Source organism: Brevibacillus sp. JB24b, from assembly GCF_051713385.1.
In the GTDB taxonomy this organism is placed as follows: Bacteria; Bacillota; Bacilli; order Brevibacillales; family Brevibacillaceae; genus Brevibacillus_B; species Brevibacillus_B laterosporus.
The window spans coordinates 3187671-3201984 of record NZ_JBNVQV010000001.1 but is presented as its reverse complement, the minus strand read 5'-3'; the positions used below and the strand labels follow the sequence as shown (position 1 = coordinate 3201984).

The following is a 14314-nucleotide window of genomic DNA, read 5'->3' as shown; positions in this document are numbered from 1 at the left end:
TGCCAATAACCAAGACTCTCTTTTAAATCTGACATATTTCATTGGGACAATCATCACAGCAGATGGCATCTTTTAAAAAGGAAAGATCTTTAATTAAAATATTTCCTTGTGCATTTTGCTCGATGACATCTTGCTTCTTTAAATCAGACAGCATGCGGTTTACACTTTCTCTGGTTAGCCCAATAAATTGGGCCAAATCCCGATTGGTGAGAGCAAGCGTAATGTAGATGCCTTTTTCATGTTGTTCTCCGTAGCTATTACTTAGTCGAATGAGAGTGGAGTATAGTGCTCCAATTTTTCCATTTAACAACAAATCACGGAATTTAGATTGGATGCGGCGATTCATGATACCCATCCACCGCAAAAATTCAGCACAGAACAGCCCATTCTTTAGTAGAAGGCGTTCTAATGATTGTCGGGGAATAATGTTGATTTCACCCGCTTGCAACATGCTGGCGGTAGTGTTGTAGCTTAAATTCTCTTCAAACAATCCGGGTACACCAACTAGTTCTCCATCGCTAAAGACTTGCAGGGTTAATTCTTTTCCGTCCGTCGTGGTCTTGGTCAGTTTCAATTGTCCGGATCCAATCAGGTATAAATGATCAGCCTTGTCTCCATCCATGAAAAGCACGGAGCCAGCAGCAAATTTTTTAGAAATAGAAATCTCTTTTAGATGCTGGGTAAAGTCGGGGGAGACTTGTTGAATGAATGTAAATCCTTGATTGCCCACAACGAGACCTCCATGCAAATTGACGTTTTCTTTGCGTATTTATTATAGCGATCAATAACTAGAAATGAAAGGCACTATTTCAAAATGTTAAAAATTTGTGCAGGTTCAAGTGATACTCATCACAATGAGCATGAAATGAATTAAGTACAATGACAATCGATTATCACCTAAAAAAGAAATAACAGGGTAATAAAAACTAAAAATTCCAAGGGGGTAGTTGATCATGGATCGTGCTTTTGCATCCAAATTTGCCAAGAGAGCCTTTTGCATTATCTTGGTGCTGTTTTTCTTATCTTATGTAGGATCAAGGTCATTTACACATATGGATTTAGCATTATATGGCTATATGATTGGAACATTAGTGTTTATTGGTGGGTTTTTATATCGATTTGGTGCATGGGCAGACCGTCCACCTACAAAGCTTATCATTAAAAAAGGGATAAAGCTGCTTTTCCGTAAAAATAGTCCTCAAACAGCGACTGAACAGCTGGTGACTTATCGCTTTATCTGGAATCGCCATTGGTATCGCTGGACCCAACATATTCTGATAGGCTGGGGCTGTATGCTTGCTGCTTTCGTTACCTTCCCGCTTGTATTTGGCTGGATGTACTTTACTATGCCGGTTAACGGAATGTACACGGTTGTATTTATGGGAATTGATTTGATGACAATTAAAGCGGATGGATTCTTAGCTTATTGTTTTTACAATGGCCTGAACATTAGCGCCTTTATGGTGATTTCCGGTGTTTCGATGGCCTTGTATCGTCGATTTAAAGATATGCAAGCTCGTGCAGAACAAAGCTTTGTATATGATTTTTTACCGTTATATCTATTAATGGCTATTAGTATTACAGGCCTATTCCTGACAGCATCCAACCTCTTTTTTGCAGGTTTTGGACATCCCGTATTAAAAATGATTCATCAATTTTTTGTGATTATTACATTAATTTATCTACCATTTGGTAAGCTGGCGCATGTGCCATTCCGTCCACTCAGTGTGTTTGCTCGAAATTATCGTCTTCATTACAGTGAGCAATCAATGAAAACCTGTAAGCTATGCGATGCAAAATTCGTCTCAAGGGAGCAGTCAAACGACGTAATTGAGGTATTACAACAAAATCATATCTCTTTTGAGATGCAGGAGGGCTTCCACCTAGCAGAGCTTTGCTTGCCATGCCGTCGTAAATATCGTATGTCCCGTTTTACAGGCAAACCAACACATCACACTTTGAAGGAGGAGGGCAACCAGCATGCCAATGGATAAATTTCTTAAACAGGTTCCCAACAAAATTCATCCAGGTGAAAGACTTGTTGATACACACTGTAGTTATTGTGGAATGCAATGTGGCATGAAATTACGGGTGGACATAGCATCTAACAAGATCATTGGGGTAGAACCTCGCTACGATTTTCCCATTAATCTCGGTAAGCTCTGTCCGAAAGGAACGACAGCATATCAACAGGTGAATCATCCTGATCGGCTTAAACGTCCGTTGATTCGTGATAATGCTACTTTAAAAGGAACGCCAGAAGGCTTTCGAGAAGCTAGCTGGGACGAAGCCTTAGATCTTATTGTTCGAAAGTATAAGGAACTGCAAGAAAAGCATGGAAAAGATACTTTGTCCGTCTATTCTGGAGTTTCCATGACCAATGAAAAATGTTATTTGACCGGTAAATTTGCTCGTATTGCTTTACAAACACGTTATATTGATTACAATGGTCGTTTTTGCATGTCATCTGCGGCGGCAGGCTTAAACCGTAGCTTGGGGATTGACCGAGGCTCCACTATTCCATGGACAGATGTTCATCAGACAGATTGTTTGTTTATCACTGGATCAAATGCAGCGGAGTGTCATCCAACGAGCATGTTTCGTATTTGGGAAGTACAGAATCGAGGGGGATACCTAATTGTAGTTGATCCACGGGAAACACCTTTGGCGCGGCGAGCAGACATTCATTTAGATATTCGTCCTGGAACTGATTTAGCCTTAGCGAATGGAATTGTTCATTTGTTGATTGATAAAGGGTATGTCGATGAAGAATTCGTGAAAAACCACACAAATGGTTTTGAAGAAACACAGGAATTGGTAAAAGACTTTACGCCAGAGTATGTGAGTGAAATTACAGGATGTAGTGCAGAGAAAATAATCCGTGCAGCAGAGATTTATGGGAAGGCTCCTGATGCGATTGTCATGTTCTGCCGTGGTGTGGAACAGCAATCTAAAGGAACAGATAACGTATCAGCATATACGAATATGGCTTTAGTTACCGGGAAAATTGGACGTCCAAAATCAGGGGTTGCCACATTGACAGGACAAGGTAATGGACAAGGTGGACGTGAACACGGACAGAAGGCGGATCAGTTACCAGGCTATCGTAAAATGGACAATCCAGAGGATGTAAAATTAGTAGCAGAGCGTTGGGGTGTACCTGTTTGTGAGATGCCGTCAAAAGGGGTGTCTGCCTATGAAATGTTCCAACTGATGCTAGATAAAACCATCCGTTCTCTATACTTGTTATGTTCTAATCCAGCAGTAAGTGCACCTAATCAGCAACATGTGCGGTCAGCACTTAAAGAACTTGATTTTATGGTTTGTGTCGATTTCTATTTATCGGAATCGGCTGAATACGCAGATGTGATTTTACCAACGACAACCTGGGCAGAGGATGAAGGCACTACTACCAATCTTGAAGGACGCGTGATTCGTCACAAACAAGCCCAAGCTTGGTATGCAGAATCTAAGCCTGACTGGTGGATTCAAATTGAAATTGCCAAACGAATGGGACGGGGAGAATATTTTAGTCATTTACAATCTCCACGTGATATATTTTCTGAACTAACGGAGCTGTCTCGTGGCGCTATTGCAGATTATTCGGGAATTACGTACGAAAAAATTGAACAAAATCATGGCGTTTTCTGGCCTTGTGCGTCAGATGAGGATCAAGGACAGCCTCATTTGTTCCTAGATAAACAATTCTATCATCCAGATGGTAAGGCAAAAATTTGTGCTCTACCTTATCGCCCTCCAGCAGAAGAGCCATGCAAGGAATATCCATTGCGTTTAACAACAGGGCGTGTAGTCTTTCATTACCTATCTGGTAATCAGACACGCCGGATTCCCTTTTTGAAAGAAATGTATCCCGAACCATTGCTAGAGGTTCATCCCAAAACAGCAGAAGTATATGGCATCAAACATGGTGAGATGGTCTTATTAAAAACGCGTCGTGGTCAAGCCAAATATAAGGTGAAGGTAATCGAAGCGATTCGACCTGATACTGTTTTTGTACCCTACCATTGGGGGAAGGACGAATCTATTAACCTGCTTACGAATCCAGCACTTGATCCTTATAGTCGTATGCCAGAATTCAAGGCATGTGCAGCTGAAATCGTCAAACTAGACAAGGGAGGAAAAGTCCGTGGCTAAGCACACTTTATATATTGAAATGGAAAATTGCATCGGGTGCCGTAGCTGTTTAGCAGCCTGTACGCAGTGTGGAGGCCATGATATGCGTAATCGTAATTATGTATTGGAGACCGACCCGTTTGTCAGCCGTCAGACGATTCCGCTTATGTGCTTGCATTGTGTAAATCCTGCTTGTGCCAGAAGTTGCCCTGCTCAAGCGATTCAGATAGCAGACAATGGGGCGGTTTTATCCGCTTTAGTAGAAAAATGCATCGGCTGTCAAAATTGTACGATTGCTTGTCCGTATGGTATCCCTAAATTTGATGAAGAACAGAACCTGATGTACAAATGCGATCTTTGCTACGATCGATCAAAGGATGGGATTCCTCCTATGTGTGCTTCTGTTTGTCCTACTAATACCTTGCAATGGTTAACAGAAGAGGAGTTAGCCCAGAAGCACGCTCAAATAGAGCTAGCCAACGGTAAATGGACAGCCAGCATGCTTGGTGCCCTAGAAGGGGAAACAAATGTCAAGATTAGTCTGCCTGGCATCTTACAAGGAAAACAGAAGCTATTCTAAGGGAGGGTGTCATACGATATGGAAGATAAACAGAAAATGATCGTCCCAAAGCAGGATGATAACTATACACATAATATTCATCGAGATAATGAGCGCAGGCTGGATCGACGTGGATTCATGAAAATGATGGTAGGGGCAGCTGGAGTATTTGCAGTGGCCTCATTACCATGGGGAACACTAGCTGCACGTGAACTTCTTGGGTTTTCACCTAAGCAGGAAGAAAACATTCTAAAAATAGCGGATATAGCGCAGGTCGGGATTGGAGAAGCAGTCAATTTTGCTTATCCAAGTAAGCATGACCCAGCGCTGCTAGTACGAATAGGGAAAGATGAATACAGAGCCTATCAGAATTCTTGCCCACACTTGAAATGCCCTGTGTTTTGGAATAAGGAGCAACAAGAATTATTATGTCCGTGCCATCATGGAAAATTTAGCGTTATGACAGGAGATCCGATCGCTGGCCCACCCAAACGTGCTTTACCGGAAATTAAACTAAAAATTGATGGTGGAGCTATTTATGCGACAGGGGTGAAACCATATGAAATCTAGCCACTGGAGAGTTATTTGCATGTGCTTGCTATTGTTGGCAAGTATCACATTTGTGCAATTGTGCGTCGATATGTATTATGCCCAACGTTATGCTGAGGTGCTGTTATATAGCGGTCTAGCTGTCATTGTTGTACCAGTGGCTTCCTTTATCTATTTCCTTGATAAACGGAGATAGTTGATGGCCGATCTGAAGGAGGAGTGACGATGAACGTAGAAAAACAGGAGATTCATTTTTTGCAAAAAATATTACCTCGTTTTGTGAATTGCGCTATGGAGATTCAGATCATTGATGTAGCTGAGGATGCGGAAAAAGAGGTAGCACCTCCGATTCATCGTCATTTGGCTAAATGGGAATTGATTGAAAACGATACGATGGTTCGTTTGTATTTTAATTCCTATCAGTTTATTGCTATTCCTGTGATTACAGATGGGGGTAGCCTGAAACAGGTAGGGGTACAGATTAAACAGGACAACCAAGCAAAGCCGGAATGTGATAAATATCTGGAGAATGATCAAAGGGATTATGAGCAACAGACCGTGCTTCAGATGAATGATAGGGAGCGGAAATTAATCTATCAAATTGTCTTTAGCAGACCCTCTACAAAGAATTGATACAGTTTAGACGAAAATTATCCTGTTCTCCTAAAAATGAATCTCTTTCATTTTTAGGAGAACGGGATTTTTGTACAGGGTGCGCCTACCCTTGTTTCCGTTCATACGTATCAGGAGAAACAGCCGCAATAAATGGACTCATGTCTTGGAGGCAATAGATGTGAAGTTCGTGCATAGCCCGGGTACATGCTGTATAAAGTAGCTTTCTATCGCTTTCTTTTCCATATTGGTTTACTGAGGCATTATAGATTAGAACGGCATCAAACTCAACGCCTTTTGAAAGAGAGGCAGGAACGACAAGTATGCCTGGCTCAAAGCTAGCTGTGTCTTGCTCTACTAGCCGTATGGATAGCTCTGTTCGGAGAAGCTCATATGCTTCTTTACTTTCTTGCATTGTTTTACAAATGACAGCAATGGTACGATGTCCTTTTTGTTGCAATTCTTGTAGACGTTTTGAAAGACTGTAGGTAAGCTGAGCGACGCTTCCCACTATTGCTAGAGTAGGTTTTTTACCGTCTCGATTGAATGGAATAATGTCTTTTCCACCTTCAACAAGTTCACGTGTAAACAAAACAATAGGGCGGGTGGAACGATAGCTGCGGGTGAGTTGAATGATTTCACTTTTGTCACGAGAAAATGTGGACGTAAATGCTGTCCATTCGTGAGTAGGCGTTGTATGGGCTAAAATCATTTGATTGTAATCTCCAAGTAAGGTCATATTACTAAAAGGAAACATTTTTCTAAAGAAGGCAAGCTGAAAGGGCGAATAATCCTGTGCCTCATCTAGGAAAACATGTAAAACCCGTGTATTCGCTTCGAATCCTTTGATTAATCCTTGCAGATAGAGATAGGGAGTAGCATCTTCATAAAAAAGCTCACGATCACTAAGCTTCTCAAGCGTCAAGGAACAAATGTTATCCCATTGTTTTGGGAGAGTAACCGTATACTTTTCTGTATATAGAGGAGTTGTAAACAACCTTTGATAGATCGAAGGAAAATCAAGAAATCCTAACCGTTTGATTCGTGCTCGCAACGGCTTAAAATGTTTGTTTACAATCATGCGCGCTAGTACTTTTTTCTCTTGCTCATGATCGTCAAATGAATTTCCTTTCAAGCGATTTTGTTTTACTAATTTTTCATAAGCTTGTTGGAAATCATCCTTATCCAAAAGTTCAAGCTCATCCTCCACCCAAGATTTCGCTTGCTCTTTTTTTGCTTGTATTTTTAATTGAGTAAGTAACCAGTCAGCTAGCTGTTTGATTCGTAAGGGGATGGAGATCGAAGGATCGAATGAATAGAATTTGTCAGCAACTTGTTTTCGGCTGATTAACACATCTCCTTGAAACTTTATATCATGAAAAATAAGCCCATGCGTACCTAACTGGTGAACATAGCATTCAATTACCTGTATAAAATCAGAGGTAGCCTTAAAGCGAATTGCCTCTAATCTTGTTTTATAATCTACCTCATTACAAGCTGTCTGAACATACTCTAATTGAGAAAAAGGGTCTTCCATTTTAAAGGTTTTCCCGATACGTTTACTCAAATAATCCTGGAAGGTCGTTTGTTGCATGTTCTCTTCACCAAGCTCTGGTATCACGGTAGAGATGTAGCTATTAAACATCGCATTAGGTGAAAATAAAACGATTTGGTCCGCACTTAGTCGATCTCGATAGCGGTAAAGCAAGTATGCGATGCGTTGTAGGGCGGCGGAGGTTTTGCCGCTCCCAGCCGCTCCCTGTACGACCAAAAGCTGACTTTTTTCATTACGTATAATCTGATTTTGTTCACGTTGGATGGTAGAGACGATGGTTTTCATCTGATTGGTTCCTTGTTTGCCAAGTACCTCTTGTAACAGCTCATCTCCAATAGTGACGCCTGTATCAAATAATCCCTCGATAGTACCATTTCTAATGATAAATTGTCGCTTTAATTCAAGTGATCCTGTTACAATGCCATCTGGTGTATCATATTGAGCCTCTCCAGGTGGATAATCGTAGTATAGGCTAGCAATAGGAGCACGCCAGTCATAGATCAATAGCTCATCGTCTGTTTGATTAAGAAGAGAGGCGAGGCCAACATAAATACGTTCTGCCTCTTTTTTCTGTAAGGCATGATCAACAAAGTCAATTCGACCAAAGTAAGGAGATTCACGTAAGCGTGTTAATGTACGTAATTGATTTTCGGTATGCCCATGCGCACGTTCCCGCTCTGATAATATTTCTGCTTGTTGCTTGACACTAGCATAGGTTTCGGCAGCCTCATGGGGATCGTCTAAATTTACGGTCACATCGTCCCAAAAAGTTTTACGCATTTCAATTACATCAGTCTGAAGAACATGTACGTCAGCCTCGTATTGTTTCATCCGACGATCAATTTCTTGAATGACTTGATTAACACGTTTTTGCTCTTTTTTCCAATTCTGATCTGTCATAACGAATTCATTCGCTCCTTTTTGATGAAATTGAATGTGTAGAAGGGATTGACAATGACATCTTTAAATGATAAAATCTAAATAGGTAATTGCGACCGTTTTAAAACTTTGTGTTGAAGCATCTTCCATTCTACCATCATGAATGGAATTTTTCAATGTAATTTACAAGGTCTTCCGTACATAACGTAACAGTTTCTAGATCGTTTTCTTGTTGAATATACCTCCCGACTACTTCAATAGTGGACGGGGGGTTTTTGATTGGAAAAGAAAAGAGCCTGCAAATAATGGTCAAGCCCCCGTTTTGTAGACAGTAAGAAAAACCCCGGCCGTTAGGCCGCTAACTGACGCCTAAATTCACTAGGCGTCAGTTTATTTAACTTCAGTTGAAGACGTTCTTCGTTGTAAAAATAAATGTAATTTTCAATTCTCCTTTGAGCATCTTGAAGATCTCGTATATCATAGGGATATAGGGCTTCGGTTTTCAAATGAGAAAAGAAGCTTTCTATCGAGGCATTGTCTAGGCAATTGCCCCGTCGGGACATGCTGATTTGGGCGCCAACCGTAGGCAGCATGTCGTGGTATGCATGGGACGTGTACTGGGAACCTTGGTCGCTGTGAACGATCAAACCAGTCACGTCTTTTTGCATTTCAAATGCTTTCCTAAAAGTCTCTAGAACAAGCGCATTGTCATTTCGAGTACTGATATGATAAGCGATAATCTCATGCGTACATAAATCTTTGATTGCAGAAAGGTAGATACGTTCTTCACCGATGCGATATTGGGTAACGTCAGTTACCCATTTTTGATTAGGCTCTTGAGCGGTAAAATCACGTTTGAGTAAATTATCTGCAACACGTCCATCCGATACCTTTGCTTGATGGGCAGTCATATAGGCACGTTTACGGCGAATGATGGCTTTGAGTCCCAGATTTTGCATGATGCGTAATACTTTCTTATGATTAACCCTACAACCAAATTGGCGTAACAGTTCGGCCTGAATTCGGCGATATCCATATATTCCTTTTCTTTGTTCATAGATCGTTCTGATCCGTTTTTTCATCGATTTATCCCTATACAAGTTTCTAGTAGAGAGGTACTTGTAATAGCCACTTCTCGAAACTCCTAACACCTTACAAACCTCAGTAATTGGATATATTGTAGACAAACTCTCCACAATTCGATACTTCTTCCTTACACCCCCCGCATCCAGATTTCCAAACACTTTTTTAGGATTTCATTCTCGCGCTTCAGTTTTTGGACATACCTATCCTGATCAATATAGGCCTGACGACGTCCGCGTCGATCTAGAAGTCCAAACTCACCCTGTTGTCTGTACTTTCTCATCCACTTTTTTAAGCGATCTTTGTCCTGAATTTCCAAATGCTCTACAATTTGTTTATACGTCCACTTTTCCTCAATGTGTAAACGAATAGCTTCCATTTTCAATGATTCTGGATAACTTTTAAATTTTTGTCCTTTAACCGCCATAAAAAAATACACCCCCTAAAGTCATCGGATAACCTTGGGGCTTTTTCCAATGTCTACTTTAAGGGGTGCACTTCATAACATCGCAGGCTCTTCTTTTTGTTGCAGACAAATTTCACATGAATAGTCTGTAGCTGGTCCCAATGTAAGTCGTTTTTTCAAACCATTCTGTCTACTACTGACGTTCTTTAGTAAGTCCTCCAAAGGCCACTGTAGATATGCCCGTAATTGGCGAACCATTTATTTTGTAATTGGTAGGAACAGATGCTTTACCTGATCCAGCTCCACTCAATGTGAGGGATTTCCCAGGTGCTATTTCCGTTGCCCAACTTGGAGGCTTAACTTGGTAACTGTTTTGACCAGGTGTTAGTGTCGCATCCCAAACAGAAGTAAGCTGGCCTGAATAGTCAAATTGTAAGGTCCAATTTGAAATAGGTGTTTTCCCTGTGTTGGTAATTACGAGGGTAAAGTTGTAGCCCGTATCCCATTGTGATGTTACCTGAAAGTCCACCTTTGCTTGAATTTTGTTTGGATCAGGTTCGGTAGGGCCTTTAGGCTCCTGTTTGTATTCGATTGTGACGGTATGTGTTTGTCCTTTGGCAACTTGAACAGTGGCTGGTTTAACGATTGGAGAGTATTTGTAGGTGGTATCCTCAAATGGTTTTGCAGTGATGGCATAAGTACCTGTTGGCACTTGATCCACTAGCTTCTTTTGTCCAAAAGCGACGCCATAAGCAGCTCCATTAAAGGTAATTTCAGGTGTGAAGGTGTAAGACTGGTTTGCAACTTCTAAGGAGATAGCTCCATATTCCGTAGGGGTGGTGCCGGATTTGAAACCATTTGCGATCACACTAATCAATTCTTCTTTCGGATCACCTGTCACTTCCCAGACAATGATACCGCCATATCCATTTTGGTTAACAAAGTTTACTTTTTCCTGTAGGGAGGTTGGATCTTCATAGGTAAACATTTGTTGTTTACTTTCACTGTAAATATAGGGGGCTTTGGAAACAGGATCGTAATACTTTTTGAAGGAGGAATCTTTTTCTAATACATCTTTAACATGGTAGTAAGGATTGTTACCTGCATTACGACCACCATCCCAAATTCCCTTTACACTTTCAGGAACAGTGGAGGCGAACAAACCAGGCAATTCAGGTATTGGTCCATCATTTTTTACTTGTCCCCATCCACGCGAGTAGAAAGGAGAGCCAACAATTAGCTTGTCTTTTGGAATGCCATACTTTTCAAAGTTTTTCAATGCTTGAGCTGTATTATAATTAACTTTGACTAATTCTTCATAAGGTTCTTTCGGATTTGGGAAGAGAGGGGAGTGATGACCTGTTTTATTTTCCCACGCGCCGTGGATGTCATAGGTCATTACATTGATGAAATCGAGGTATTGGGCATATTTATCAGGTTCGGTCTTGGCGATTTTATCCAATCCGCAACCTACCGCGGCTGTTAGCTCGTAGTATTTTCCATCTTCTTGTCCAGCTTTAGTAAGCGCTTTCCTAAGATCTTTTAAAAGGAGAGTAAAGGTTTGCTTTTCGGTATCATCTGCTTTTGGTGTACCAAGATCATTAGGATTATCTACTTTGTCAGGATCACGTTTAAAACCAGGGTATTCCCAGTCGATATCTGCTCCATCGAATTGCCATTGACGTATAAAATCGACCACACTCTTGGAAAATTTGGCTCTTGCCTCTGGTGTTTTTGCCACGTCATGGAACCCGGCAGACCTAGACCATCCACCGATAGAAATCATAGTTTTAACATGGGGATATTGTTTCTTATGCTTGCGAATAGAACCTAGTGTACCTGCATCAGGAGAACCCCACGTTGCTCCATCCATTAAGGCTTCCGTCGCTGCATATTTATCAAAATAATCGATAGTTCCTGTTGCCATGTTAATGTCTGCAAATGCATAGTTGAGATGAGTAATTTTACCCCAAGGAATTTTGGCAGGCGTATAATTGTTGTGTCCTGCATAAATCCCCCATTCTGGATAATACGCTACAATTCGCTTGTTATACGGAGAAGCAGCCGTCTTCGAATCTGAGGTTGAGGAGTTGCTCCTATTCTCGGCAAAGGATGTGTTTGGTATAAGCATTGCTACCAAAACGAGAAGTGTAGATAGCCATGAGAAAAATCTTTTCATTTTTCAGCCTCCTTTTTAATATTTTTATCTACTATATTCCTATTATTTCCTGATTGCCGATTTTTTTCAATACTTTTTTTAATCTGAAATCATAAAAAATATTTTGTTAATTAATAATAGTTTTTTGTAACGTATTTTTCTTTTTGTTAAATTATTTATAAAAATATGCAAATAGCTGATAGTTTCGGCTTGTATCTATGAAGTATCGAATTTTGCACCATCTCATAGGGAAAGGAATCGAACTTTAAGAAAAGAGGAGACAGACATATAATGAAATCAACAAGTAATGGATGCGCTTACAACATTGATGAGACGGGGAGGAGAGGAAGGCATGCTGTCTTCGCGATCACGCGAAATTATTAAAACGTTGGTGTTAGCACCAGAACCACTCCGAATAAAAGAATTAGCAAAAGTCTTTCAAGTTAGTGAACGAACCGTCAAATATGATTTAGAGCATATCCGCGCTTGGCTTAAAGAACGGAATATACCTTTGTTATCTCAACCGAATAAGGGAATATGGCTGGAATGTCAGGAGCAAACCAAAAATCAGGTAATGGATTGGTTACAAAATCACAGGGCGAACGAAATTTTTTTACACCAAAACGAAAGGACTCGCTATATCGCTCTAGAGCTGTTATGTGAAGCAGAATATCTACGGATCAAGGATTTTACGGAGAGTTTATTGGTAAGTCGCAATACTATCATCTCAGATCTTGATGAGGTAGAGCGGTTCTGTAGCTATTGGCAATTGCAATTTGAACGGAAATTACGTGTTGGCTTACGAATTGTTGGTACAGAACTTCAGCGTAGGTTAGCACTAGAGCAGTTAATGTTGGATTTACTAGATGGCTCCGATATGTTTCAGCTAGTCCAGAGTATTTCACAAGAACAGGTTAGTATGGCTCTCGTTACCCCTATTTTTCACAGATTGAAAATTGGAGAAGGGGAAACCTATCGATTGCAAGAAGCATTAAATCGCATAGTGCTTCGTATAGGGAAAGAGCTACGGATTCACCTGTCAGACCGAGTACTTATCAGCCTATTGATACGTATAGGTATTGTTGTGCAGCGTTTACGTAGCGGATATGGCAATCAACTAGATACACTAGAGATTTCAGCTATTCACCAATTTTCCATTTTTACCTATTTTCAAGATGAGCTGCAAGTCCTGTTTGACCAGCTGTCCCTTACAATTACTGAGAAAGATATAGCATTTATTTGTATGCCGACCATCGGTATGATAGTAGATCCACATGCATATGAGCATACGGTCGATTCCTACGAACAAGCAGAGATTTATGCGCTAACTGATGAGCTCATTCAAGCTGTATCCGACAAATGTGGAATTATATTTCGAGAAGATCCCGGCCTTATGGAACATTTATTTGCGCATCTAGCTGATCGTATTGTGAAATACAGAAATGGTGTTTTGGACCCGAATCCGCTGACCGATGATATCATCCGGACGTATCCTTCTTTGTTTACAGCATTGAAGCAAATTTGCTTAGAGAAGTTTGAGAAATATCAAATTCTACTTTCTAATTCTGATATCGCTTACATTGTGCTACATTTCCAAGCCGCTCAGGAGCGTTTATTAGGACATAGGCGAGTGCGTGCATTAGTTGTTTGTGGTACGGGTCGGGGAGTAGCAAGATTTCTACAAACACATTTGGAAAAAGAAGTAAAAACATTACAAGTGGTAGGCCTTTGCTCTAGTTTAGAGGTTGATAGCTTTCTACAAAGTCGCTCTGTTGACCTAATTGTTAGTGTAATCCCTCTACAGGCGAAAGTACCTGTTGTGCAAATAAATGCCCTGCCAACGAAACAGGATCGGGAAAAACTACAATCTGTTTTGAACTTGGTAAAAGCAAAGCAAGTCGAAGAAGCTTCGCAAGTAGGAAAATGGAGAGCTATAAGAGAAAAGTCATCTGCAACCATCCACACATCTAGTGTAGCAGGTATATCTTCTTATGATCCGTTATCAAGAGGGGAGCGAACAAATTCTTCTTTACTCACGAAAAACATGTCATCTGCCATGATTCAGGAAATGGAAAATATAACACAGGACATTATCCTGCAAGGGTTTGAGATTGGGATGAAATTGACTAGCCAATTCGCTCATCTTCTACCTGAAAAGAGGCAACAAGGCTTGCTTTTACACGTTCTGCTAATGATGAATCGTCTGTCACATGGTAACTCGTATCTAAACTATGAGACAAGCGGATTGCAAGAATCTCGTCACATGCAGGCCTATCGGAACGAATTAGCCCAATTTTTTGAGCAAGAACACCTTACGTTGCCAACTAGTGAACTAACTGCCATCATGCGATATTTCACAAAAGAGAGGAGCTAAAATAA

The 14314-nt window shown here is 40.7% G+C and carries 12 protein-coding genes; 7 read left to right on the top strand and 5 right to left on the bottom strand.

Annotated features, from left to right (window positions below; translation table 11 throughout):
* Positions 1 to 22 precede the first annotated feature (22 nt).
* On the bottom strand, positions 23 to 730 hold the full coding sequence (locus ACQV1I_RS14990) for a Crp/Fnr family transcriptional regulator (protein WP_236645781.1): 708 nt from the start codon (positions 728 to 730) through the stop codon (positions 23 to 25).
* A 223-nt stretch (positions 731 to 953) separates the two neighbouring features.
* Between ACQV1I_RS14990 and ACQV1I_RS14985 the strand changes: the two genes are divergently transcribed.
* The 6 genes from ACQV1I_RS14985 to ACQV1I_RS14960 are packed head-to-tail and all read left to right on the top strand — an operon-like array spanning position 954 to position 5875.
* Positions 954 to 1994, top strand: a complete 1041-nt coding sequence (locus tag ACQV1I_RS14985) for a hypothetical protein (RefSeq protein ID WP_094699745.1) — start codon at positions 954 to 956, stop codon at positions 1992 to 1994.
* Positions 1981 to 4155: a molybdopterin oxidoreductase family protein gene (locus tag ACQV1I_RS14980; RefSeq protein WP_094699746.1), complete on the top strand. Its 2175-nt coding sequence runs from the start codon at positions 1981 to 1983 to the stop codon at positions 4153 to 4155. Before ACQV1I_RS14985 ends, ACQV1I_RS14980 begins: the two co-directional genes overlap by 14 nt.
* On the top strand, positions 4148 to 4714 hold the full coding sequence (locus ACQV1I_RS14975; RefSeq protein WP_018670643.1) for a 4Fe-4S dicluster domain-containing protein: 567 nt from the start codon (positions 4148 to 4150) through the stop codon (positions 4712 to 4714). The genes ACQV1I_RS14980 and ACQV1I_RS14975 overlap by 8 nt, the downstream gene beginning before the upstream one ends.
* Before the next feature lie 18 nt (positions 4715 to 4732).
* A complete protein-coding gene (locus tag ACQV1I_RS14970) occupies positions 4733 to 5263 on the top strand; it encodes a Rieske 2Fe-2S domain-containing protein (RefSeq protein ID WP_438769466.1) in 531 nt (176 codons plus the stop codon).
* Positions 5253 to 5438, top strand: a complete 186-nt coding sequence (locus tag ACQV1I_RS14965; RefSeq protein WP_094699748.1) for a hypothetical protein — start codon at positions 5253 to 5255, stop codon at positions 5436 to 5438. The genes ACQV1I_RS14970 and ACQV1I_RS14965 overlap by 11 nt, the downstream gene beginning before the upstream one ends.
* Before the next feature lie 29 nt (positions 5439 to 5467).
* Positions 5468 to 5875, top strand: a complete 408-nt coding sequence (locus tag ACQV1I_RS14960; protein ID WP_094699749.1) for a hypothetical protein — start codon at positions 5468 to 5470, stop codon at positions 5873 to 5875.
* An 85-nt stretch (positions 5876 to 5960) separates the two neighbouring features.
* On the opposite strand, the gene helD is transcribed toward ACQV1I_RS14960, so the two are convergent.
* The 4 genes from helD to ACQV1I_RS14940 form a co-directional block, all read right to left on the bottom strand.
* Positions 5961 to 8309 carry an RNA polymerase recycling motor HelD gene (gene helD / locus ACQV1I_RS14955; RefSeq protein ID WP_116334019.1) on the bottom strand — a complete coding sequence of 783 codons (2349 nt, stop codon included), beginning with the start codon at positions 8307 to 8309 and terminating at the stop codon, positions 5961 to 5963.
* Between the two features lie 329 nt (positions 8310 to 8638).
* Positions 8639 to 9484 (bottom strand): IS3 family transposase, encoded by an 846-nt coding sequence (locus ACQV1I_RS14950; RefSeq protein WP_161555186.1) that lies wholly within the window; start codon positions 9482 to 9484, stop codon positions 8639 to 8641.
* A gap of 17 nt (positions 9485 to 9501) precedes the next feature.
* Positions 9502 to 9798, bottom strand: a complete 297-nt coding sequence (locus ACQV1I_RS14945) for a helix-turn-helix domain-containing protein (RefSeq protein ID WP_094702890.1) — start codon at positions 9796 to 9798, stop codon at positions 9502 to 9504.
* Positions 9799 to 9970: 172 nt separating this feature from the next.
* A complete protein-coding gene (locus tag ACQV1I_RS14940) occupies positions 9971 to 11956 on the bottom strand; it encodes a glycosyl hydrolase family 18 protein (RefSeq protein ID WP_116335191.1) in 1986 nt (661 codons plus the stop codon).
* A 331-nt stretch (positions 11957 to 12287) separates the two neighbouring features.
* On the opposite strand from ACQV1I_RS14940, the gene ACQV1I_RS14935 reads away from it, so the two are divergent.
* Positions 12288 to 14309, top strand: coding sequence for a BglG family transcription antiterminator (locus ACQV1I_RS14935; RefSeq protein WP_116335196.1), 2022 nt, complete (start codon positions 12288 to 12290; stop codon positions 14307 to 14309).
* Positions 14310 to 14314: the final 5 nt, after the last annotated feature.

Bases quoted from the DNA above. Each gene is read 5' to 3' on its own strand.
- helD (WP_116334019.1), bottom strand. From the start codon at position 8,309: ATGACAGATCAGAATTGGAAAAAAGAGCAAAAACGTGTTAATCAAGTC.
- ACQV1I_RS14985 (WP_094699745.1), top strand. From the start codon at position 954: ATGGATCGTGCTTTTGCATCCAAATTTGCCAAGAGAGCCTTTTGCATT.
- ACQV1I_RS14960 (WP_094699749.1), top strand. From the start codon at position 5,468: ATGAACGTAGAAAAACAGGAGATTCATTTTTTGCAAAAAATATTACCT.
- ACQV1I_RS14935 (WP_116335196.1), top strand. From the start codon at position 12,288: ATGCTGTCTTCGCGATCACGCGAAATTATTAAAACGTTGGTGTTAGCA.
- ACQV1I_RS14965 (WP_094699748.1), top strand. From the start codon at position 5,253: ATGAAATCTAGCCACTGGAGAGTTATTTGCATGTGCTTGCTATTGTTG.
- ACQV1I_RS14945 (WP_094702890.1), bottom strand. From the start codon at position 9,798: ATGGCGGTTAAAGGACAAAAATTTAAAAGTTATCCAGAATCATTGAAA.
- ACQV1I_RS14970 (WP_438769466.1), top strand. From the start codon at position 4,733: ATGGAAGATAAACAGAAAATGATCGTCCCAAAGCAGGATGATAACTAT.
- ACQV1I_RS14940 (WP_116335191.1), bottom strand. From the start codon at position 11,956: ATGAAAAGATTTTTCTCATGGCTATCTACACTTCTCGTTTTGGTAGCA.
- ACQV1I_RS14980 (WP_094699746.1), top strand. From the start codon at position 1,981: ATGCCAATGGATAAATTTCTTAAACAGGTTCCCAACAAAATTCATCCA.